The organism is Allobosea sp. 10N428, assembly GCF_056394545.1.
In genome coordinates this window covers 304,354-324,342 of sequence record NZ_JBFTIC010000002.1, presented here as the reverse complement: position 1 = coordinate 324,342, position 19,989 = coordinate 304,354, and the positions used below count along the sequence as shown (strand labels likewise).

Below are 19,989 nucleotides of genomic sequence, written 5' to 3'. Positions count from 1 at the left end.
TCGTGTAAGATTTCTTCCATCCTGATCAATATCGATCAGTGTGACAAGGGTTGCCGGCTACTCAGATGCCACTGCGCGTCCTAGGCGACCAGCCAGCGACTGCCGCTCTTGAGCCAGGCTTCGCGTAGCGGCTCGGTCGGTTCGGCATCGACGACGAACAGGTCTACCATACCGGGCTCGGCTATCCTCGCGGTGCCGACTTGGCCGAACTTGCTGTGGTCTGCGAGCACGGCCGTCTGACGAGACCGGGCCATCGCCGCCTGACGAACGGCAATCTTCTCAAGATCGAAGTCCATCGGTGCACCGTCGTCGTCGAAACCACCGGCGCCGAGAATTGCATAGTCGAAGCGGAAACCCGCAATCATGCTGATGGCCTGCTGGCCAACGAGGGATCCGTTGGCACCGCGGGTGATTCCGCCTGTGACCACGACCTCGAACACGCCGCCCTGGCAGAAGATCTGTGCGACCGAAACACTAGCGGTCACGACACGCAGTCCCGGCTTCCCTAGCAATGCGCGGGCTGCGGCTTCTACAGTGGTGCCAACGTCGAGGAACACCGAAGCGCCTGGTGGAACGACGTCCGCCAGAGCCGCTCCGATCCGCTGCTTGCCCTTGGGGGAAATGGTGAGTTTCTGGGCGTAGGCCGAGCGGATGCCGCCCGACGCCAGGCCGGCGCCGCCATGGAAGCGTTGCAGATAATTCTGTTCCTGCAGACGGATGATTTCGCGCCTGACTGTCTGGGTCGACACGCCGAAGCGGGCTGCAAGAGTCTCGATCGTCGTGAAGCCGACTTCCTGCACAACGGCGAGAATCTGTTTCTGGCGAGAGGTGAGGCCGAGCGTCGGCATATAGCTCCACCGGCAATGGGGGGAAGTTCGATTCCGAGCCCTAGTAACAACGAATGAAAAAATGGGCCAAGCCCTGTCGCGCCGCGCATCGGTGCATCTTATGCGAATGCGGCATTCGGCCTCGCCAAGCGCCCGACGGATGCAACATTGGCTAGGTTGGCATCAGAGCTTCAGCGTAGCCAGCACCTTTCTAAGTCCCGGCTCTTCCACAAGGTCGGCCGCGTCCTTCAGGCTAAACCAATGTCGCAGGCGCTGTGCCTGTTCGGGCCAGTGGGACAACTGCTCTGTAACAAGCAATGGGTAGAGGCGAACTTTGCAGAGCCTGAATTCGGCTTCCATTCGCTTCCAATAGAGATACCGCCCGACGGCCTTCTTTTTCATCAGCCCAACCGCGCCAGCCTCTTCACGCGCCTCTCTCGCTGCCGCGTCATGAGCTCTCAGTCTCTTGATCGGCCACCCCTTTGGCACGGTCCAGCGTTTTGTCGAACGCGTAGTGACGAGCAGAACCTCCCAAGAACCGGCGGCTGTCCGTCGAAGCGGTAACGCTCCGACTTGCAGATTAGCCTTGCCGTTTTCCCGGGGTTTCTTCATTGCACCAGTGTGGTTTCGAGACGCCGCGCTTTCTGGCGGACTCACAGGAGCCCGGCGAGACGATCTCGCCAAGACGCTATTGCTCAGCTGTCGCGACCGGGGCAGGGGACAGCGCGGCGTTGAGCCCGGCGGCGAAGCCGTCAGGCAGCGGCGCCCCATCGATCCAGCAATGGCGGACGATGGCGATCCGGCCCGAATCGATCAGGCTGTTCTCGTCGCCGGGCCGGCTCGTATGAGCCCGGCCGCGCCGGATGCGCCAGGTGATGCGCTCGCCATCATCTGACTTTACATCGGCCGCTCCGGCGATCTTGTCGCGGCCAATGGTGGCGAGGCCTGCTTCTGCTGGCAGGTCTTTCGGCAGGTTGACGCTGAGATAGGCGCCCTCGCGGCTCCAGAGCGCGCGACGCTGCCAGAGATTCTCGATCAGGGCGGCGAGTGCCGTGATATCCCGTTCCTCGGATGCGCCGCCCTTGGTGCGCGAGAACCCGATCGCCGGAACGTCCCAGAAGCTCGCCTCGCGCGCAATTGAAAGCGTGCCGGAATAGGCGGCGTCTTCGGCGGCGTTGCGACCGTCGTTGACACCGGACAGGACGAGATCGGGACGGCCTCCATCGCGGAACAGCACGGTCATGGCGGCCACGACGCAATCGGCCGGGGTGCCGTCCAACGCGTAGATCTGCTGCTCGCGACGGGTCAGCGTCAGGTCGCGATCGAAGGAGAGATGGTGGCTCGCTGCCGTCCATTTCCGCTCGGGGGCGACGACCCAGATATCGGAAGCCACGCGGGAGGCGGCCTGACGGAGCAGCGCGATCCCGGCTGCGTCGATGCCGTCGTCATTGGCAATGAGGATGCGCATGGCTCAGATCTCGATCTTGTCGCCGGGCTTCAAGTCGGCCACGAGGCGGGGGATGGTGGCGGCGAGATTGCGGGCGGTTGCGGCGTCGCAGGAATGGGCAAGCACGCGACCGGCACCGTTGGCCGCGGCGATGGCGGCATTCTCCGGCAGCGTGGGATGGGTTGGGAACCGCAGCCAATCGGCTTTTCCGGCAGCGCGCAACGCATCGGCCGGGCTGCCTTTCGGGATATGGCCGGTCAGCAGCACAGGATGCCCCGCGCGCTCCGCCTGGTGGAGCGCAGCCTTGGAGGGACCTGCGAGCCCCATTCCGTCGTCACAGAGCAGGGCGGCCGGAGGCAGCGGCTGCCCCTCTTCCCAGAGGAGTGCAGCGGCGAGGCGGTGCGACAAAACCTCGGCGATGCCGGGCTTCAGCCAGCCGCTGGCGGCGATCTGTGCGGCAAGGGCGTTTCGCATCGAAGGGTGGATTGCGATCGGCCCCCCGATCAGCCCGATCAGTTCGATTGAACGGCCGGATAGCGGGGTCGGCAAGACACTCCCTTGCGGATGGCGGTCCAGCCAGCGCGTGATGGCAGCGCCACGCTCGGCGGCGGGGACATTGTCGGCACCATAGGACGCATCGACGAGCAACAGGTCGCTGGCTGGCAGCGGGTCCATCGCGAAGACGGGGCTGGCCGGCACGACATCGCCGCAGTAAACAAGCCCGCGCCCGCCCGCGGAAAGATGGCACCAGACGCCGCCCACGACATGGCCGCTGCGGCCCGTATGAATGGTCAGCGGACCGATGGCGAATTCCCGGCCGGGCGCGATGGTCTCGATAGCGGCCATCTGCACGAGCGCATGCTCTTGCGGCGTCGCATAGGCGGCGAGTGTGGCGTCGGCTTCAGCCGCACTCTCGGTCGTCATCAGGATCCGGCCCATAAAGCCATGCGCGAGGCACCAGCCCAGTGCCGCGACATGGTCCTCATGGGCATGAGTGACGATGATCGCATCAAGGCGCTCGAGCTCGGACGGGCTGATCGCAGGGTAGTAGCCAGGGCCTCGCGGCACGCTGGTGTCGACACCAGCATCGAGCAGAAGACGCGTCCCGCCTTCCTCAACGCCGATGCAGGTGCGGCCCTTCTCGCCGACGCCGCCATGAATGGTCAGTTTCATACGCAGATCTCATACGGCCGATGTCATGCGGCCTTGTCCGTGACGCCGTGCTCCGGAATCACCCAGCCGTCATTGATGGCGATGCGGATCGCCTCGCCTGCCTGGGCCGGGGCCGGCTCGGCGGCGTCGAGATGCAGGATGACACCTTCGTTCGCGGCCGGCCGTGCCTCGAGCCGAAAGTACCCGCCCTGATAGGACAGCCGCTCGACATCGGCGGAAAGGCCGCTGTCTCCTGCGGGCGCGATGCCGATGTCGCGTGCACGCAGGCAGAGCTTCGCCCGTTCGGTGACGGTCTGGTCGGGCCGGCAGCGCACTACCGCCTCCACGCCAAGCACGCTGACCTTGCAGCGGCCGGCCTGCGGCGCGGAGAGAACCGCCGCGGGCAGGACCATGCCCTCGCCGATGAAGCCGGCGACGAGGGCGTTCGCGGGTTCCCGGTAAAGCAAGGAAGGCGTAGCGAGCTGGAGCAGCCGGCCACGGTCCATCACGGCGATACGGTCGGCCAGCGCCATCGCCTCGGCCTGGTCGTGGGTGATGTAGACCATGGTCGTTCCCGTGCGCTCGTGGAAGCGGGCGAATTCGTCCTCCATCGAAGCACGCAAATGCACGTCGAGATTGGCCAGCGGCTCGTCGAGCAGCACCAGCGAGGGCTCGGTCACGAGGCATCGGGCGAGCGCGACGCGCTGGCGCTGGCCGCCGGAGAGCATGCCGGGGCGGCGCTCGGCGAAGCCGTTCAGGCCGACGAGGTCGAGCGCTGAAGCGACGCGACGCGCCCGCTCGGGATCGCGCACGCCGGCGACGGTGAGTCCATAGGCGACGTTCTCCGCCACCGTCATATGCGGCCAGAGCGCATAGGACTGGAAGACGATGCCGAGTTTGCGGTGCTCGGGCGGAACATGGGATTCCGCTGACGAGACCAGCCGGTCGCCGATGCGTATCGAGCCGCCGTCGAGCTTGTCGAAACCGGCGATCTGACGCAGCAGCGTGGTCTTGCCGCAGCCAGAGGCGCCGAGCACGGCGAGGAATTCGCCGTCCGCGACATCGATCGAGACGTCGTCGAGTGCGATAAAGGAGCCGAAGCGCTTCTGCGCCCGGTCGATGGTTAGTCGCGCCACGGCAGGACTCCCTGGGGCAATCTCTGGGCGAAGAGGGTGGTTGAAGCCATCAGCCCGACGGTGACGAACACGGTGATCGTCGCCAGCGCCGAGGCATAGGTGGAATCACCGCCCTGCTCGAAGGAGAAGACGACGACGCCGAGCGTCTCGGCTCCGGAAGACCAGAGCAGCGCCGAGACCGTCAGCTCGTTGAAGGCGGTGAGGAAGATCAAGAGCGCGCCCGCCACCGCGGCCGGCGCGACCAGCGGGAAGATGATGGTGACGAGGCGGCGCGGCAGTCCGGCGCCGGCAATCTGCGCGGCCTCCTCCAGTGTGCGATCGACCTGAAGATATCCGCTGACGACCGGTCTCAGGCCAAGCACGAGGAAGCGGGCGAGATAGGCGAAAACGATGATCCAGACGGTGTTGTAAAGCGAGATACCGAAGATCGGTCTGAGGAAGAGCAGAATGGCGGCGATTGCGAGCACGACGCCCGGCATCGCATAGGGCAGCTCGGCGGCAAGGTTCAGCAGGCGCAGGGTCCGGGATTTCTTCCAGACGAGGAAATAGCCGAGCGGCACGCAGATCAGCACGATGGCGAGCGCCGCCCCGGCCGACATCAGGAAGCTGTTGACGAAGGCGCGCTTCGAGGCGGCGTGCTCGATCAGCACATAGGCATAATTGGCGAGCGTCGCCGTCGCCGCATTGAGCGGCACGCCGAAGGCCGGGATCAGCGACGTCGTCAGCAGGCCGAGGAAGGGCAGCGCCAGGACGAGGACCGCGAAGGTCCAGAGCAGGATCTCGACCGGCGCCCGCCAACGGCCGAGCTCGAAGGGACGCGCGGCGCTGGAGGTCGTGGTGATGCGGAAATCGCGACGGCGCATCATGAAGTCCTGCAGCAGGATGCCCGCCATCGCGATGGCGCCGATCAGCAGTGACAGGATCGCGACTTCGGAGAGCACGCCAGGGCCGAGGCCGGCCAGGCGCTGATAGATCAGCGTCGGCAGCACCAGGAAGTTCCCGGGGATGCCGAGGAAGGCCGGTATGCCGAAATTGCCGAGGCAGGAGACGAAGCACAGCGCGATGCCGGCGACGAGGGGCGGCGTCATCAGCGGCAGCACGACGGTACGCAGCACCGTGAGCGGGCCGGCGCCGGCGGCAAGCCCGGCCTCGATCAGTTCCTTGGGCAGAGCGCGAAGCCCCGCACGCAGGGTCAGAAAGACCAGCGGTGCATATTGGATGCCGAGCAGCAGTATGATGCCTTCGCGCGAATAGAGCGGGTTGCGGCTGCCGAGCGGTGGAGCCAGTCCGATCAGCTTGAGCAGCGTGCTCGACGGGCCGAAGAGCTGCAGCCAGGCGAGAGCCGTGACCTGCGGCGCGATCATCAGCGGCAGGACGAAGCAAAAGGTGAAGGCGTTGCGGGCGCGGATGTCGGTTAGCGTCGCGATCAGCGCGACCGCGCCGCCGATCAGGACCGCGAGCACGGTGCCCGCGATGGCCGTGACGAGGCTGTTCCAGGTCGCCGTCCAGGTCGCCGGGCTGGCGAGCACCTTGCCGAGCGCGGTCGTCGAGAGCTGGCCGCCAGGGGCGAAGCCCTCGACGACCAGTCGCCCGATCGGTAGCAGCGACAACACGGCGACGAGACCGACGAGACCCCAGAGAAGGCCCGCCTCCTCGACGCGCGTACGAAGCGTCGCGGTATCAGCGAGGGACATGCGCACCCAGCCGGCTCAGTTGCCGAACATGGTGGCGAAGCGGGCCTTGTCGGCCTCCGTCGCCTTGACCACGGCCGGGATGTCCGAAGCCATCACGTTGATCTTGGTGCCCTCCGGCAGCCAAGACGGCGAGCCGACGCTGGGCTTGGCCGGAATGTAGCCCATGGCGAGCGCCAGCTTCTGGCCGTCATCGGAGAGGATGAAGTCGACGAAGGCCTTGGCGGCAGCCACGTTCTTGGTCGTCTTCACGATGGCGACTGGCTCGGTTACGGCGGGGGCGCCCTCCTTCGGGAAAACGAAGTCGATCGGCGAACCCTGCTTCTTGGCGTTGTAGGCCATGAAATCGACCAGCACGCCATAGGCCTTCTCGCCTGTGGCGACCGAGCGCAGCACCGCGCCATTGCCGCGCACCGCCACTGCCTCGTTGGCCCTCAGCCCCTCGAACAGCTTCCAGCCGAGATCGGGACGCGCCGTCATCGTCGACAGCATGATCGCCGCAGCGCCCGAATAAAGCGGGCTCGGCATCGAGATCTGTCCCTTGTAGCCCGGCTTGTCGAGATCGGCCCAGGAAGCCGGTTTCTCCTTCGCGGCGGTATTGTAGGCGATCCCGGTCGTAATCAGCTTGGAGCCGAAATAGCTCTTGTCCTTGTCAAAGGACCCTTCCAGCAGGCCTTCGGTCTTCGCGCCGGGATAGGCGAGAAGCTGGTTCTGTGCCTTCAGGATTTCCATGCTCGCCGCGTCCGCGATCAGCAACACGTCCGCGCCGGGCTGGCCGGCGGAAATCTCGGCCGCGAGCTTGCCCATCACCTCGGTCGTGCCGGAGCGGAAGATGTCGATCTCCACATTGGGGTAGGCCTTCTTGAAGGCTGCGGTGGTCTGGGCGGCATCCTTCTCGGGCTGTGAGGTATAGAGCACCAGCTTGCCCGAGGGCGCCTGGGCGAAGGCCGGGGCGGCCGCGATCAGGGTGCCGAAGGCGGCAGCGATCAGGAACCTGCGTTTCGTCGGGGTCATCGTTTTGTCTCCTCCGTTATTTGCCGCCGACCTTTACGCTTGTCGCGTCGGTCGATCTCGATCATGGATGGTCTATGGCCGGCGCCCGTTGAGGTGCCGACGGTGACGTTCAATCACAAAATGACTTCGGGGTTCTCCACCGCCTCCCGCAGGTCGGCCATGAAGCGGGCGGCTGCCACCCCGTCCACGATGCGGTGATCCGAGGAAAGGGTGAAGTTCGCCATCGGCCTGAGCACGATCTGCCCATCGCGCCCGACCGGCTTGTCGAGCGTGCGCCCGATTGCGAGGATCGCCCCCTGCGGCGGGTTGATGATCGCCGTGAAGCTGTCGACACCATACATGCCAAGATTGGAAATGGTGAAGGTGCCCCCGCCGAGCTCTGCCGGCGTCAGCGTGCGCTTCGCCATGCCGTCGCGCAGCCTGGCGAACTCGCGAGCCATGGCAGGCATGTCCATGCCGGCGGCATCGCGCAACACAGGGACGACCAGGTCGCCATCGCGTTCCATGGCGATGCCGATGTCGACGCGCTCGTGGAAGCGCGTCGCCTCGCCCTCGGCCGAGGCGTTGATGACCGGGTGGTCACGCAGGATGCGGGCGGCGATACGCGCGATCAGCACGGTGATGCTGGGCTTGGGTGCGCCGATCCGCTCATGCCGAGCCGTGAGACGGCGCAGCAGTTCGCGCGCCGCGCTCATTTCGATCTCGGAGGTGAGATAGAAATGCGGCGCCGTGCGCATGCTCTCGGAGAGCCGGCTCGCGACGATGCGTCGGATGGCGGAGAAAGGTTGCAGGCGGCCTTCGGAAGCGCTGGTGGCAGGCGTCGGCGCCGGGCGAGCCTCCTGGGTCGGAGTGCAGCAAGGCCGCTGCTCCAAATGACGCTTCACATCCGCTTCGCCGATGCGCCCGCGCGGCCCCGTGCCGGCCACTGTCTTGAGGTCGAGCGCATTCTGGCGGGCGATCCGGCGGGCGAGGGGGGTCGCGCGCAGGCCCGGCGCCGCGGATTGAGCCGCAGAGGCGCCTGACGTCCGGGCCGCGCCTTCAGGGTTGGAGGTGGCAGCCGCCACGGAAGCCGCAGCGGCTGCCGGCTCGGACGGCGTGGTGGCGGCCTCGCCGTCGAGGTAGATCCAGGCGACGGGCGTCCCCACCGTGATCGGCACGCCGGTCTCGAGCTTGATACCGCGGATCGCGCCGCTGGCCGGCGCCTCGACCTCCATCACGGCCTTGTTGGTGCCGATTTCGAAGATCGTGTCGCCCTGGCGGACAAGATCGCCTTCTTTGACATGCCAGGCCTCGATCGTGCCCGTCTCCATGTCCATGTCGACCTTGGGAAGGATGACCTCGACCGGCATCAGGCTTCCCCGCGATGCACGAGATTGGCTGCGGCGACGACGATGTCGTCCTCCTGCGGGACGGCGGCCTTTTCCAGCACCGGATTGTAGGGGATTGGCGCATCGGCGCCGCCCAGCCGGATGATCGGCGCGTCCAAGAAATCGAAGACCTCGCTCTCGGCGATCATCGCCGAGATCTCGGCACCGATACCCATTGTCTTCACGCCCTCGTAGACCACCACGAGGCGATGCGTCTTGCGCACGCTCTCGGCAATGGTCGTGAAGTCGATCGGGCGGATCGAGCGCAGGTCGATCACCTCCGCCGAGATGCCATCGGCCGCGAGACGCTCGGCCGCGGCCTCCGCCTTGCGGGCCATGATCGAGGAGCCGACGATGGTGACGTCCGTGCCCTCGCGGCGGATCGCCGCCTTGCCGATAGGGACGCGATAGGCCTCGGCCGGGACATGGCCCTTGGTCTTGTAGAGCAGTTTGTGCTCGAAGATCAGCACCGGGTTGGGGTCGTCGATCGCCGCGAGCAGCATGCCCTTGGCGTCATGCGGGGTGCTCGGCTGCAGGACCTTGAGACCCGGCACATGCGCGAACCAGGCTTCCAGGCTCTGGCTGTGCTGCGCGGCGGCGCCGGTGCCCGAGCCGCCGGGGAGGCGCACCACCATCGGGACGCTCGCCTTCCCGCCGAACATGAAGCGGATCTTGGCCGCCTGGTTGACGAGTTGCTCCATGGCAAGCGTGACGAAATCCGAGAACTGGATCTCCAGCACCGGCCGCATACCCGTGATCGCCGCGCCGACGGCGGCTCCGGCAATACCGAGCTCGCTGATCGGGGTGTCGATCACGCGCTCCTTGCCGAAGCGGTGGACGAGATCGCCGGAGACGCCGAAGGCGCCGCCATAGATTCCGACGTCCTCGCCGAAGAGGAAGACGCGTTCGTCGGCTTCCATCGCCTGACCGAGCGCCTCGCGCACGGCTTCGGCATAGGATAGCTCGCGGATCTCGCTCACGGCTTCGAGCGTGTCAGAGGGCATAGACGTCACGGGTCAGGTCTTTCGGATCGGGGTCCGGGCAGGTGCGGGCGAATTCGACGGCAGCGTCGATGTCGCTCTGGGCATCCTCCTCCAGTTTCATCAGTGCCGTAGCGTCGAACCGGTCATGCGCCTTGAGCTCGTCCTCCAGGCGCCGGATCGGGTCCTGCGCCCGCCACTCCTCGATCTCCTCCTTGGTCCGGTAGAGATTGCGGTCGCTCTTGGAATGGCCGCGCCAGCGATAGGTCTTGCACTCGATCAGCGAAGGCCCTTCGCCGGAGCGGGCCCGCGCAATCGCTTCGCGCGCCACCGCCGCGACGCCGGCGAGATCGTTTCCGTCGAGGCTGTGGCCCGGCATGGCGTAGGCGGCGGCACGGTCGGCGACATTCGCCACCGCCATGGCGCGCGAGATGTCCATCGACATGCCGTATTTGTTGTTCTCGCAGACGAAGACGACCGGCAGCTTCCAGATCGAAGCCATGTTGAGTGCTTCGTGGAAGGCGCCCTCGTTCGAGGCGCCGTCGCCGAAGAAGACCATGCAGACGCGGCCGTTCTTCTGGGCCTTGATGCTCATGCCGACGCCGACCGCGATCGGCAGGCCGCCGCCGACGATGCCGTTGGCGCCGAGATTGCCGCCCTCGACATCGGCGATGTGCATCGAGCCGCCGCGGCCCTTGCAGTAGCCGGTCTCCTTGCCGAAGAATTCGGCGAACATCAGCTTGGGCTCGGCGCCGCGCGCGATGCAGTGGCCATGGCCGCGATGGGTCGAGAGGATGTAGTCGTGCGCTTCGAGCGGCAGCGTCGTGCCGACGGCGCTCGCCTCCTGGCCGATCGAGAGATGCATCGTGCCGTGGATCAGGCCGCGCATATAGCTCGCCTCGGCCGCCTCCTCGAACTTGCGGATAAGGTGCATCCGGGTCAGCGCGCGGGCCAGCGTCTCGTCGTCGAGGGCGGCGAGTTCGGGCCGCTGGTTGGGCCTCGGCGCGGCGCTCGCCATCTCGTCCGTCTTGCGTGCGCTCATGCCTGGGCTCCGGAGGTCAGCGCGGCGATCATCGCGTCCTGAGCGCGGCGTACCTCCACGATCTTCAAGCGCTCGTCGGGGGTGGCGTCGGCGAGCGTGATCAATTCGCCCTTGGCGACGGCCCGCGTCATGGTCGCGCCCTGCGCGAGGCCGATCGGCAGGGCCTTGCGGGCCTGCGCGTCGGCGCGGGAGAGGGCGAAGCCGCGATAGCCGTATTCGCCGATGGCATCGAGCGTCTCGCCGGCCGCGAGATCGCGCTTGGCGATGCAGCCGACCTCGGAGGTCGGCACCGGCAGCGGGCGCATATGACTCTGGTTGAAAATGACGGCGGCGGCGGCCGAGAGGGGCACTTCCAGGCTCGTCAGGTGATAGGGCCGGAAGAAGGAGTAGTAGGGGCCGGGGCCCAGATGCAGGTCGCTCATCCGTTCGCGGACGCGGGGATGGCGCATTTCGGCGACGGCGAAGACGCCGGGCGCGACGCCCTTGGCCACGGAGAAATCGACCACGCCCTTGTGCGAGAGCAGGCCGCCTTCCTCCTTCGGGCAGAAATAGTTCTGCAATTCGTCCTTCGGCGCGGCCGGGCCGTGCATGCCGGGGATATCCGGCACGAAGCCGCAGGCGTTGGCGATGGCGACCATCTCGACCATCGTCTTCGAGCCATCGACGAATTCGACGAGCATGCGTGGGTTCATGTTCCGGCGCGTGGCTTCCTCGACATAGTCGGCCGGCACGGCGTCGATGCGGAAGGGGTTGTTCTTGCCCTTGCCGGCGGCGACGACGGGATAACCCATGGCGCGCACGAAATTGATCAGTTCCATCGCGGCGGCGGGCTCGTCGCCGGCGCCGAGCGTATAGACCACGCCGGCCTTGGCGGCTTCGACCGCGAGATAGGAGCCAATGGTGATGTCGGCCTCGACATTCATCATCACGATATGCTTGCGCGCGGCGATCGCGGTCAGCGCGACGCGCGAGCCGGCCTCGGGATTGCCGGTGGCGTCGATGATGACGTCGACATGGGGCGAGCGGCAGATCAGGTCGAGCGAGGTCGTGGCGGCGATGCGGCCCTTGCGTCTGCTGGCATCGAGGCCGGCCTCGTCGGTGACGTTATCGACTTCGCCCTTGCGCCCGGCCAGTGCGGCCGCCTCCGCGACGCGATCGGGCGCGATGTCGGCGACGGCGGCGATCTCGATGCCGGTCATCTGGGAGATCTGGACGACGATGTCTGTTCCCATTTGGCCGGCACCGATCAAGCCGACACGGACGCGCTTGCCGGAGGCCTCGCGCAACTCGAGGGCCTCGGCCAAAGACAGGCCGGCTATCGGCGCGCCTGGAGGCAGTTGCGTCAGAAGCGCAGCCATCGTTTCGGAATCTCCCTAAGGACATATGTTCTTTGTTGGGAACAAAAGATCGTATCTTTTGTTCTGTCAATAGCCCATATGTGCGGACCTATTGCGTTTCGCATTGCGATGCTGCGATGTTGGCAACGAGTGCGGGGCAGCTTGGCGACGAAACGGTGGAAGACACATTCGATTCTGGACATTTCCCGCGTGAGGAGTCGGTTGCGGATGCGAAAGTTCGTGCGGCCTGGCTCTATTATGTCGAGGGGCTGACGCAGGAGCAGATCGCAGACCTTCTCGGCCTCAGCCGGATCAAGGTGGTCCGCATGCTGGCCGCGGCGCGCAGCGAAGGCCTGGTTAAGATCAGGATCGAGGCGCGCTCGGCCCGGCAGGTCGGGTTGGAGCGCGGGCTGGTCACCACCTTCGGACTGCAGGAGGCGGTGGTCGTGCCGACGGCGCGCGATCCGGCCAACATCTCGGCGCTGGTCGGCCATGCCGCGGGCGTTTGGCTTTCGGACCGGCTGCAAGACAACATGTCGCTTGCGGTCGGCTGGGGGCAGACGCTGCACCAGGCGCTACGCGGCATCCAGCCGCGACAGATCGAGGCGATGTCGGTCGTGTCGCTCCTCGGAGGACTGACCCATTCGCGCAGCATCAATCCGTCCGCCGTGGCGCGCCGCGTCGCCGACATGTTCGGAGCGGATTGCTTTCAGCTCACGGCGCCGGTCTTCGTTTCAAGCCCCGAGCTACGGGAGGCGCTCTGGCGCGAGCCGACGCTGCGGGACCTGATCGATCGGGCGCGTGCGGCGGACCTCGCGTTGATCAGCGTCGGCGATCTCGCCCCGGATTCGACGCTGTTCCGCGAAGCGATCCTGCCTCGTGCCGATCTGGTCTCGCTGAAGAAGGCGGGTGCCGTCGGCGACCTCGTCTGCCATTTCGTCGATGCCGAAGGGCAATTGGTCGATCACCCCGTCAACCAGCGCGTGATGGCGATCAGCCCTGCGGACCTGCGGGGTATCGGGCTGGTCGCGATCGCCGCCGGCGGCGCGCATAAGGAGGGAGCGATCCGCGCAGCCCTGCGTGCGAGCGGCGCCAAGGTCCTGATTACGGATGAAGGCGCCGCCGAAGGCCTGCTGGCCGGAAACGCCGAAGCACGACAGAGTGAATGGCGCGCACGCGCATAGAAGAGATTCGGGAGGGTTCGATGGTCAGCAATTTAGGGCAATTCGCACAAAACTCGCTTCAGTTCCGCCCTTCAGACGTTCGCCTCATGCTGGAGCGCGTGCATTCTCATGTCGTCAAGCCGCGCATGTCGGCTGAGGAACTGCTCGAAGTCGTCCAGAGATTGGGCTTCGCAACGGTCGAGGCCTTCGGGGACAAGATCGGCCTTGAGCCGCGAACCTCTGAGAGCTGGGCTCGCTACGGCCTTTCGCGCGATGCTGCGCAATTGCTGTTGGCTCTCTTGAATTATCGCCAGCGTCTGCTCGCAGCGATGGACGACTTCGAGAAAACCACGCAAATCCCGCTGGACGGCTTCTTCGAAGACCAGCAGCTGCCCTGAACGCGAGCAGCGGAGATGCCTGCTGGCGAGAGCCTGCTGAGCGCACTGACCTGCTCGGTTTCTCGATAGTTCCGCGCTAAACGATTGAGTGGTGCCGATAATACCTGCCGCTGAGGTGCGCCGCCCGCTCCGATTGGGAGCCCACCCAGTTAGCAACTGTCGTTGCGGACGACTTCGCCATGGTATCGTCCGCACCCGGCGCTTATCGGCTGCCGCCTCTCTTCAAAACTTCCTGAGGCGACTGTTCCGGGCGATGAAATCGGCGAGGTAGGAAGCCTCGCTGGACGCGGCGGAGTGAGCATAGAGCCCGACATCGATATAGGGAGACCGGGGAAAGGAACCCGAACCATCCAAGATGCGACAGTCGCTTGGCACCGTCGCGGCGATCATCGGCCCGATGCCAATTCCAACACGTACGGCGGTGATCATGGCGACCAAGGTCGACGCTTCGCAGACGACGCTCCATCTGCGCTTGAGGCTCGCAAGGGCAGCCATCGTCGGCGCGCGCCACGGGCAGGATTCCGCGAACATGATGATCGGCAAGGGCGCGTCGGTCGATAGAACCAGGTCTGAGCGCGCGATCCAGTGCAGTTCCTCGTTCCAGACCAAAATCGGCTTGCGAGCGATCTGAGAGACGTCGCAGATCGTCACATCGAGCTTGTCGGCCTCGAACAGCGAGGCGAGGCGGCGGTTGGGCTCGACGATGATATCGATGTCGATCCTCGGATTCTGATCGCGGAATGCCTTGAGGATCTGGATCAGCCGCGTCGCCGCGAAATCCTCGACGACGCCGAGCCTGACCCGTCCTTCGATCTCGTCCCCCTGAAATCGCCGCCGTACCTCCTCGTTCAGGGCAATCATCTCGCGCGCGTAGGTGGCGAAAAGCTGGCCGTCTGCGGTCAGCGTCAAGCCGCGCGAGGAGCGCTCGAACAATTCCTTGCCGACCAGATCCTCCAGCTTGCGAATCTGCATGCTGACGGCAGCCTGGGTGCGATTCAGGGTGTTCGCCGCGCCATTCACCGTGCCGATTTCGGCGGCAGTCAAAAAGGCGCGCAGGAGGTAGGGGTCGAGATTCATCGTTCACATATCATTATATTGCGGGCGCGCAGAGTCGCCTAAAGTTCCCTTGTTTCTCATATGATTACAAGATCTGGAGTGCCAGGCGCCTTCGCGTGCCTTCCGGCTCGGCATTCAGTTTTCCTTATACCCTCTCCAGTCTTTTGAGGCTATGCGGGATGGAGCCGGGGTGCCACCGTCCAGGCCAGATAATGCGTCGCTTCTCGAGGGCCGATACCCGGAAGGCGACGAAGCCCGGACGGTGAAGCGACAATCATGCCATTTGATATTCTCGACCTGGAAGACTTGCGGGCGCGCTATGGCAGCGCCGCAGGCGGCGAGATGTTTGATCCGCATTTCCGGGACGTCGCGCGGCAGATCTTTCGCGATTCCGACGGCCGCAAATGGCCATTTGCCGATCCTGCCACGCTGCTGGATGCGCCCTTCATCGCGAATGGATTGAACCCGGACGTTCTGGAAACCTTGGATGTTGCGCTCATCGGGGTTCCGATGGATCTCGGCGTGACCAATCGCAATGGCGCCCGCTTCGGGCCGCGAGCCGTCAGGGCGATCGATCGGGTCGGCCCTTACGAACATATCTTGCGGCTGGCGCCGATGGGCACGCTCGCCGTTGCCGATGTCGGCGACGTGCCGATGAGAAGCCGCTTCGATCTGGCTGAATGCCATGCCGATATCGAAGCCTGCTACCGCATGGTGTCCGGGACGCGGGCCGCCCCGCTTTCGGTCGGCGGTGACCATTCGATCACCGGCTCGATCCTCAAGGCGCTGGGCGCAGGGCGGCCGGTGGGAATGATCCAGATCGACGCGCATTGCGACACCGCCGGTCCCTATGAAGGCTCGAAGTTCCACCATGGCGGCCCGTTTCGCGAGGCCGTTCTGGCGGGCGCCCTGGACCCGCGCCGGACCGTTCAGATCGGAATTCGCGGCGGCGCGGAATATCTTTGGGAGTTTTCCTACGCCTCGGGCATGACCGTCATCCACGCCGAGGAACTGGTCGAACAGGGGATCCCGGCCGTGATCGCGAAGGCCCGCGAGGTCGTCGGCGATGGCCCCACCTACATCACCTTCGACGTGGACAGCCTCGATCCGGCATTTGCGCCGGGGACCGGCACGCCGGAGGTGGGCGGCCTCCTGCCGCGAGAGGCCCTGCAGTTGCTGCGTGGTTTTGCCGGCCTCGATATCATCGGGGCGGATGTTGTCGAGGTCGCTCCCCAATACGATCCGACCAGCAATACCGCGCAGATTGCCGCGCAGGTTCTGTTCGAGCTCCTATGCCTCATAGCACTGAAGAACGGTGAAAAACCGCAATAATAACCAGCAATCGATCAGAGGGGATTAAAATAATGGATAAATTCGAAGGTCGCGGCTTCTTCAGCCGTCACGTTTCGCGCCGCTCTTTCATCAGGACGGGTGCAGCGATCGGTCTGGGTACATCTGTCTCCACATCGCTTCGGCCGGCCCTGGCCGCGGATGATCAGGTTCTGAGCTTGCTGAGCTGGCCTGGGCACGCCGGCCCGGAGGTCGTCGGCGAGTTCGAGAAGAAGTACAACGTCAAAGTCCAGGCCAAGGAATATACCGGCGGCGAGGAGATGCTGGCGCTGCTGCAATCGTCACCCCCGGGCACTTTCGACGTCGTCCTGACCGATGCCGAATACGTCACCATGCTCGCTCAGGCCGGAAAGATCGACGCGCTCGATCCGGCCCAATATCCGCTGAACGATTTCTGGCCGCAGTTCCAGAAATTTCCGACCCATTGGAAGGACGGCAAGCTCTATTCGCTGATGAACAGCTTCGGCTATCTCGGGCTTGTGTACAACAACACGAAGATCTCGGCCGAAGAAGCCAAATCCTACAAGGTTCTCTGGGACAAGAAAGTCGCCAAGAAAGTCGGCATGTACGATTGGTATCTGCCCAATATGTCGTGCCTCAGCATGTATAATGGCAACAAGCCGCCCTCAGACCTCAATAAGGCGCAGTTCGAAAAGCTCAGCCAGACCTTGCTGTCGCTGTCGCCGCAGATGTCCGGAATCGGCCCGTGGTCGTCTGTCTTCTCCTCGCTGACCAATGGCGAGGCCTGGGTCATGCCGGGCGTCGGCGCCTGGGCAGCCATTCTGCTGCAGAAGAACGGCGTGCCCATTACGGCCACCATTCCCGACGAGGGCGCGGTGCAATGGACGGAGTCGCTTTCGATCGTCTCCTCGTCGCGGAAGAAGGATCTCGCGGTCAAGTTCCTGCAATACCGCGCCTCGCCCGAGGGGCAGGTGAAGACGGCGACGAAATCGTCCTATGTCGCGTCGATGCCCAACAAGGCCGCCTGGGAACTGCTCAATAAGACGGACCCGAAGATGGCCGATCTGCTGGAGCATCGACTCGATATGCGCAACGTCATGACGGAAATCACCGAGGGCAAGATCCAGATTCGCGGTTTGCCGACGCAGCAGTCCATCGAGGAATGGACCGACGTCTGGACTCGATTCAAGAACGCGTGATCGTCATGGCCGGTGGCAGCTCGCTGCCACCGGCTCGCTGTCCTTCTTTACGGGAACTCAAGACAATGCCAGGCGACGCGACCCGCGAAGGCCGCGCCAGCGGTGGAAGGAGCCTGTTCGGAGTGGCCCTCGGCGCTCCGATGCTGGTCTGCCAGATACTGCTGTTCGTTGTGCCACTCGGCTTCCTCGTCATGATGACGTTCTGGAGCGTCCGAAACTTCGCGCTTTCACCCGATTTCACCTTCGCCAACTGGAACAAGGTGCTCTCGACCGGCTATTTCTGGGACATCTATCTGCGCACGCTGCTCTATGCGCTGCTTGCCGCAGCCATCACGAGTCTCGTGAGCTTCCCGGGGGCATTTTACCTGGCCTACCGCGCTTCGGCCGGCGTTCGCCGCATCGTCGTCTTCCTGCTGATCACACCGTATTTCACCAGCTATCTCGTGCGCATCTACTCCTGGAAGATCCTGCTCACGGATCAGGGCCTGATCAATCTCGCTCTCGGCGGGCTCGGGCTCGGCCCCTTCCGGATGTACAACAACCTGTTCGGAACGATGGTAGGCTATGTCACCCTCTGCTTTCCGCTGGTCCTGCTGATCCAGTTGATCAGCCTGTCCAATGTCGACCGGCGCCTCATCGAGGCCGCCCATAATCTGGGGTGCGGCCGCCTGCGTACCGTGTTCGCGGTCGTCATCCCCTCGGCCAAGATTGGCCTCGTCCTGGCTGGGACATTTGCCTTCGTCCTCGCCTTTGGTGACTTCGTCAGTCCGACCCTTCTGGGTGGCAGCAAGCCGCCGGTCCTGAGCATCCTCATGGTCGACACGGTGCGCTCAGGGTCGGATTGGCCCCGCGCCTCAGTCATCGCCATGGTCATGGTCGTGACGTTGCTTGCGGCGGGCCTCGGCGCGCTCAAGCTCGCTTACGGAAAGCAGGGAGCGGCAGCGCGATGACCAACCGTCTGATCGGCTGGGCGCTGCTCGGCTACGTCGTGCTCATGATCGCCTTCATTCTGGCGCCGATCGTCTCGAGCTTCGTCTTTTCCTTCAATGCCGGGCGCTTTCCGAGCCTGCCCTGGCAGGGGTTCAGCACGGATTGGTATGTCGCGGTTCTGACGGAGCCGGCCATCCGGTCGGGGCTCGCCAACAGCCTGATCGTGGCGGTGTGTTCGGCCGCGATCGCGACCGTCCTCGGCTTCACCGCTGCCTATACCGACTATCGCTACAATTTCACGGGTAAGGCGGTCTATGTGGCGCTGGCGATGCTGCCGCCAAACGTCCCGGTGATGATCCTCGGCCTCGCCATGCTGGTCTACCAGAGCCAGCTTTCCCTCGCGGGCGCCCTGCATTCGGTGATCATCGCCCATGTGATCTATTGCGCGCCCTTCGCCATGGCGCTGATCCGCCTGCGCCTGTCGCAGATGGATCCCGATCTGGAGGCGGCGGCCTGGAATCTAGGAGCTGGCCAGACACGGGCGCTGCGGCATGTCATTCTCCCCTTTGCGCTACCGTCGATCCTGGCCGCCTTCTTTCTGACGATGGCCGTTTCTTTCGACGAGTTCGCGATGGCCTGGTTCGTCTCCGGCTTCAACGAGACGCTGCCGGTGCGGATTCTGGTCCTGCTGCAGCGGGAGGTCAGCCCGCGGGTCAACGCGATCGGCAGCATCGTCTTCTTCGTGACCATCCTCCTGGCGCTTGTGGCGCTGGCCTTGTTCTCTTGGCGCCGGACCGGCGACCGTCCAGAGCGCTCCCCGATTTCTTCGAACAAAAGCGACGCGTGATGAACTCGCCCCTGCTCGTTCTCGATAAGGTTGAAAAGGACTATGGCGGTTTCACTGCGGTGAAATCGATCGATCTGGTCGTCGAATCCGGCGAGTTCATCGCCATCATGGGCCCCAGTGGCTGCGGCAAGACCACGACGCTGCGCATGATCGCTGGGCTCGAAGTGCCGACGGCCGGCGAGATCCGGCTGCGCGACAAGGTGTTGAACCATGTCGACCCCTGGCAGCGCCAAACCCCGCTGGTCTGGCAGAGCCTGGCCCTTTTTCCCTTCCTCAACGTTCGTCAGAACGTCGAATTCGGCCTGAAGATGCGCGGCGTCGATGCCGCGGCCCGGCGCGCAAAGGCCGATGGCTGGCTCGAACGCCTCGGTCTCGGCGCCTTCGCGACGCGCCCGGTCACGCAATTGTCCGGTGGTCAGCGCCAGCGTGTCGCATTGGCGCGCTCGCTCGTCCTGGAACCTGAACTGCTGCTCCTGGACGAGCCGTTGAGCGCGCTCGATGCCCATCTCGTCGTGAAGATGCAGGCCGAATTGATCCAGTTGCAGAAACAGCTCGGCATCACCTTCTGCTATGTCACCCATAGCCAGTCGGAAGCCTTCGCCATGGCAGACCGCGTGGTGATCATGAACGGCGGAACGATCCAGCAGGTCGGCGCTCCCCGGGAGATCTTTCGCAAGCCGGCGAACCGCTTCGTGGCGGAATTCATCGGCACCAACAACATCATCGCCGGCAAGGTTCGCACCGATGGCGGTGGCTCGATGATCGAGTCGGGCTTCGGCATCCTGCAGCTTCCGCGCAGCAGCGATCTGGCACCGGGACGCAAGGTCGAGCTGGTGATCGGCGCCGATTTCCTGACGCTGTCGCGCGAGCGTCCCGATCTGCCGAACGTCGTGCCGGTGCGCGTCCTGGGCGAGCAGTTTGTCGGCTCAGTTGTGGTGGTTCATCTCGACGCCGGCGATGAGCGCAGCCTTCGGGCCCAATTGCCCTTGCACCAGTTCGAGCAGCTTGCGCCGGCGCATGGCGAGGCACTGTTCGCCGGTTGGCAGCCGGGCAATGCCTATGTCCTCGAAACCTGATCGTCCGAGAGAATAC

The 19,989-nt window shown here is 64.8% G+C and carries 19 protein-coding genes; 7 read left to right on the top strand and 12 right to left on the bottom strand.

Going from position 1 to position 19,989, the window contains the following annotated elements; translation table 11 throughout:
- Positions 1-80: 80 nt before the first annotated feature.
- The 11 genes from AC1DDA_RS07970 to AC1DDA_RS07920 all read right to left on the bottom strand — a co-directional run bounded on the left by AC1DDA_RS07970 (position 81) and on the right by AC1DDA_RS07920 (position 12,014).
- The gene (locus AC1DDA_RS07970; protein ID WP_476795351.1) at positions 81-848 is read right to left on the bottom strand and encodes a DeoR/GlpR family DNA-binding transcription regulator; all 768 of its coding nucleotides are present in this window, start codon (positions 846-848) and stop codon (positions 81-83) included.
- A gap of 162 nt (positions 849-1,010) precedes the next feature.
- Positions 1,011-1,439, bottom strand: coding sequence for an NUDIX hydrolase (locus AC1DDA_RS07965; protein WP_476795350.1), 429 nt, complete (start codon positions 1,437-1,439; stop codon positions 1,011-1,013).
- 76 nt (positions 1,440-1,515) lie between these two features.
- On the bottom strand, positions 1,516-2,295 hold the full coding sequence (gene surE, locus AC1DDA_RS07960) for a 5'/3'-nucleotidase SurE (protein ID WP_476795349.1): 780 nt from the start codon (positions 2,293-2,295) through the stop codon (positions 1,516-1,518).
- 3 nt (positions 2,296-2,298) lie between these two features.
- Positions 2,299-3,447 (bottom strand): MBL fold metallo-hydrolase, encoded by a 1,149-nt coding sequence (locus AC1DDA_RS07955; RefSeq protein ID WP_476795348.1) that lies wholly within the window; start codon positions 3,445-3,447, stop codon positions 2,299-2,301.
- A gap of 23 nt (positions 3,448-3,470) precedes the next feature.
- Positions 3,471-4,562 (bottom strand): ABC transporter ATP-binding protein, encoded by a 1,092-nt coding sequence (locus tag AC1DDA_RS07950; protein ID WP_441513186.1) that lies wholly within the window; start codon positions 4,560-4,562, stop codon positions 3,471-3,473.
- On the bottom strand, positions 4,550-6,256 hold the full coding sequence (locus tag AC1DDA_RS07945; protein WP_476795347.1) for an ABC transporter permease: 1,707 nt from the start codon (positions 6,254-6,256) through the stop codon (positions 4,550-4,552). Before AC1DDA_RS07945 ends, AC1DDA_RS07950 begins: the two co-directional genes overlap by 13 nt.
- A gap of 15 nt (positions 6,257-6,271) precedes the next feature.
- Complete coding sequence (locus AC1DDA_RS07940) at positions 6,272-7,267, bottom strand: ABC transporter substrate-binding protein (protein WP_476795346.1); 996 nt, start codon at positions 7,265-7,267, stop codon at positions 6,272-6,274.
- 113 nt (positions 7,268-7,380) lie between these two features.
- Positions 7,381-8,616, bottom strand: a complete 1,236-nt coding sequence (locus AC1DDA_RS07935; protein ID WP_476795345.1) for a dihydrolipoamide acetyltransferase family protein — start codon at positions 8,614-8,616, stop codon at positions 7,381-7,383.
- Positions 8,616-9,638 carry an alpha-ketoacid dehydrogenase subunit beta gene (locus AC1DDA_RS07930; protein ID WP_476795344.1) on the bottom strand — a complete coding sequence of 341 codons (1,023 nt, stop codon included), beginning with the start codon at positions 9,636-9,638 and terminating at the stop codon, positions 8,616-8,618. Before AC1DDA_RS07930 ends, AC1DDA_RS07935 begins: the two co-directional genes overlap by 1 nt.
- Entirely contained in the window at positions 9,628-10,656 is a 1,029-nt protein-coding gene (locus AC1DDA_RS07925) for a thiamine pyrophosphate-dependent dehydrogenase E1 component subunit alpha (RefSeq protein WP_476795343.1), read from the bottom strand. The genes AC1DDA_RS07930 and AC1DDA_RS07925 overlap by 11 nt, the downstream gene beginning before the upstream one ends.
- Entirely contained in the window at positions 10,653-12,014 is a 1,362-nt protein-coding gene (locus AC1DDA_RS07920) for an NAD(P)H-dependent oxidoreductase (RefSeq protein WP_476795342.1), read from the bottom strand. Before AC1DDA_RS07920 ends, AC1DDA_RS07925 begins: the two co-directional genes overlap by 4 nt.
- A gap of 155 nt (positions 12,015-12,169) precedes the next feature.
- On the opposite strand from AC1DDA_RS07920, the gene AC1DDA_RS07915 reads away from it, so the two are divergent.
- Positions 12,170-13,177 carry a sugar-binding transcriptional regulator gene (locus AC1DDA_RS07915; protein ID WP_476795341.1) on the top strand — a complete coding sequence of 336 codons (1,008 nt, stop codon included), beginning with the start codon at positions 12,170-12,172 and terminating at the stop codon, positions 13,175-13,177.
- Positions 13,159-13,554 carry a hypothetical protein gene (locus tag AC1DDA_RS07910; protein WP_441513193.1) on the top strand — a complete coding sequence of 132 codons (396 nt, stop codon included), beginning with the start codon at positions 13,159-13,161 and terminating at the stop codon, positions 13,552-13,554. Before AC1DDA_RS07915 ends, AC1DDA_RS07910 begins: the two co-directional genes overlap by 19 nt.
- 222 nt (positions 13,555-13,776) lie before the next feature.
- Here the strand turns inward: AC1DDA_RS07910 and AC1DDA_RS07905 are convergent, their stop codons facing one another.
- Entirely contained in the window at positions 13,777-14,631 is an 855-nt protein-coding gene (locus AC1DDA_RS07905) for a LysR family transcriptional regulator (RefSeq protein WP_441513194.1), read from the bottom strand.
- Positions 14,632-14,886: 255 nt separating this feature from the next.
- Here AC1DDA_RS07905 and speB point away from each other — a divergent pair, with 255 nt between their 5' ends.
- From speB to AC1DDA_RS07880, 5 genes are all read left to right on the top strand, one after another.
- The gene (gene speB, locus AC1DDA_RS07900) at positions 14,887-15,942 is read left to right on the top strand and encodes an agmatinase (protein ID WP_476795340.1); all 1,056 of its coding nucleotides are present in this window, start codon (positions 14,887-14,889) and stop codon (positions 15,940-15,942) included.
- 176 nt (positions 15,943-16,118) lie between these two features.
- Positions 16,119-17,120 (top strand): polyamine ABC transporter substrate-binding protein, encoded by a 1,002-nt coding sequence (locus tag AC1DDA_RS07895; RefSeq protein WP_476795339.1) that lies wholly within the window; start codon positions 16,119-16,121, stop codon positions 17,118-17,120.
- Between the two features lie 122 nt (positions 17,121-17,242).
- Positions 17,243-18,070 carry an ABC transporter permease gene (locus AC1DDA_RS07890; protein ID WP_441513197.1) on the top strand — a complete coding sequence of 276 codons (828 nt, stop codon included), beginning with the start codon at positions 17,243-17,245 and terminating at the stop codon, positions 18,068-18,070.
- Positions 18,067-18,897 (top strand): ABC transporter permease, encoded by an 831-nt coding sequence (locus AC1DDA_RS07885; protein WP_476795338.1) that lies wholly within the window; start codon positions 18,067-18,069, stop codon positions 18,895-18,897. Before AC1DDA_RS07890 ends, AC1DDA_RS07885 begins: the two co-directional genes overlap by 4 nt.
- Entirely contained in the window at positions 18,897-19,973 is a 1,077-nt protein-coding gene (locus tag AC1DDA_RS07880) for an ABC transporter ATP-binding protein (RefSeq protein ID WP_476795337.1), read from the top strand. Before AC1DDA_RS07885 ends, AC1DDA_RS07880 begins: the two co-directional genes overlap by 1 nt.
- Positions 19,974-19,989: the final 16 nt, after the last annotated feature.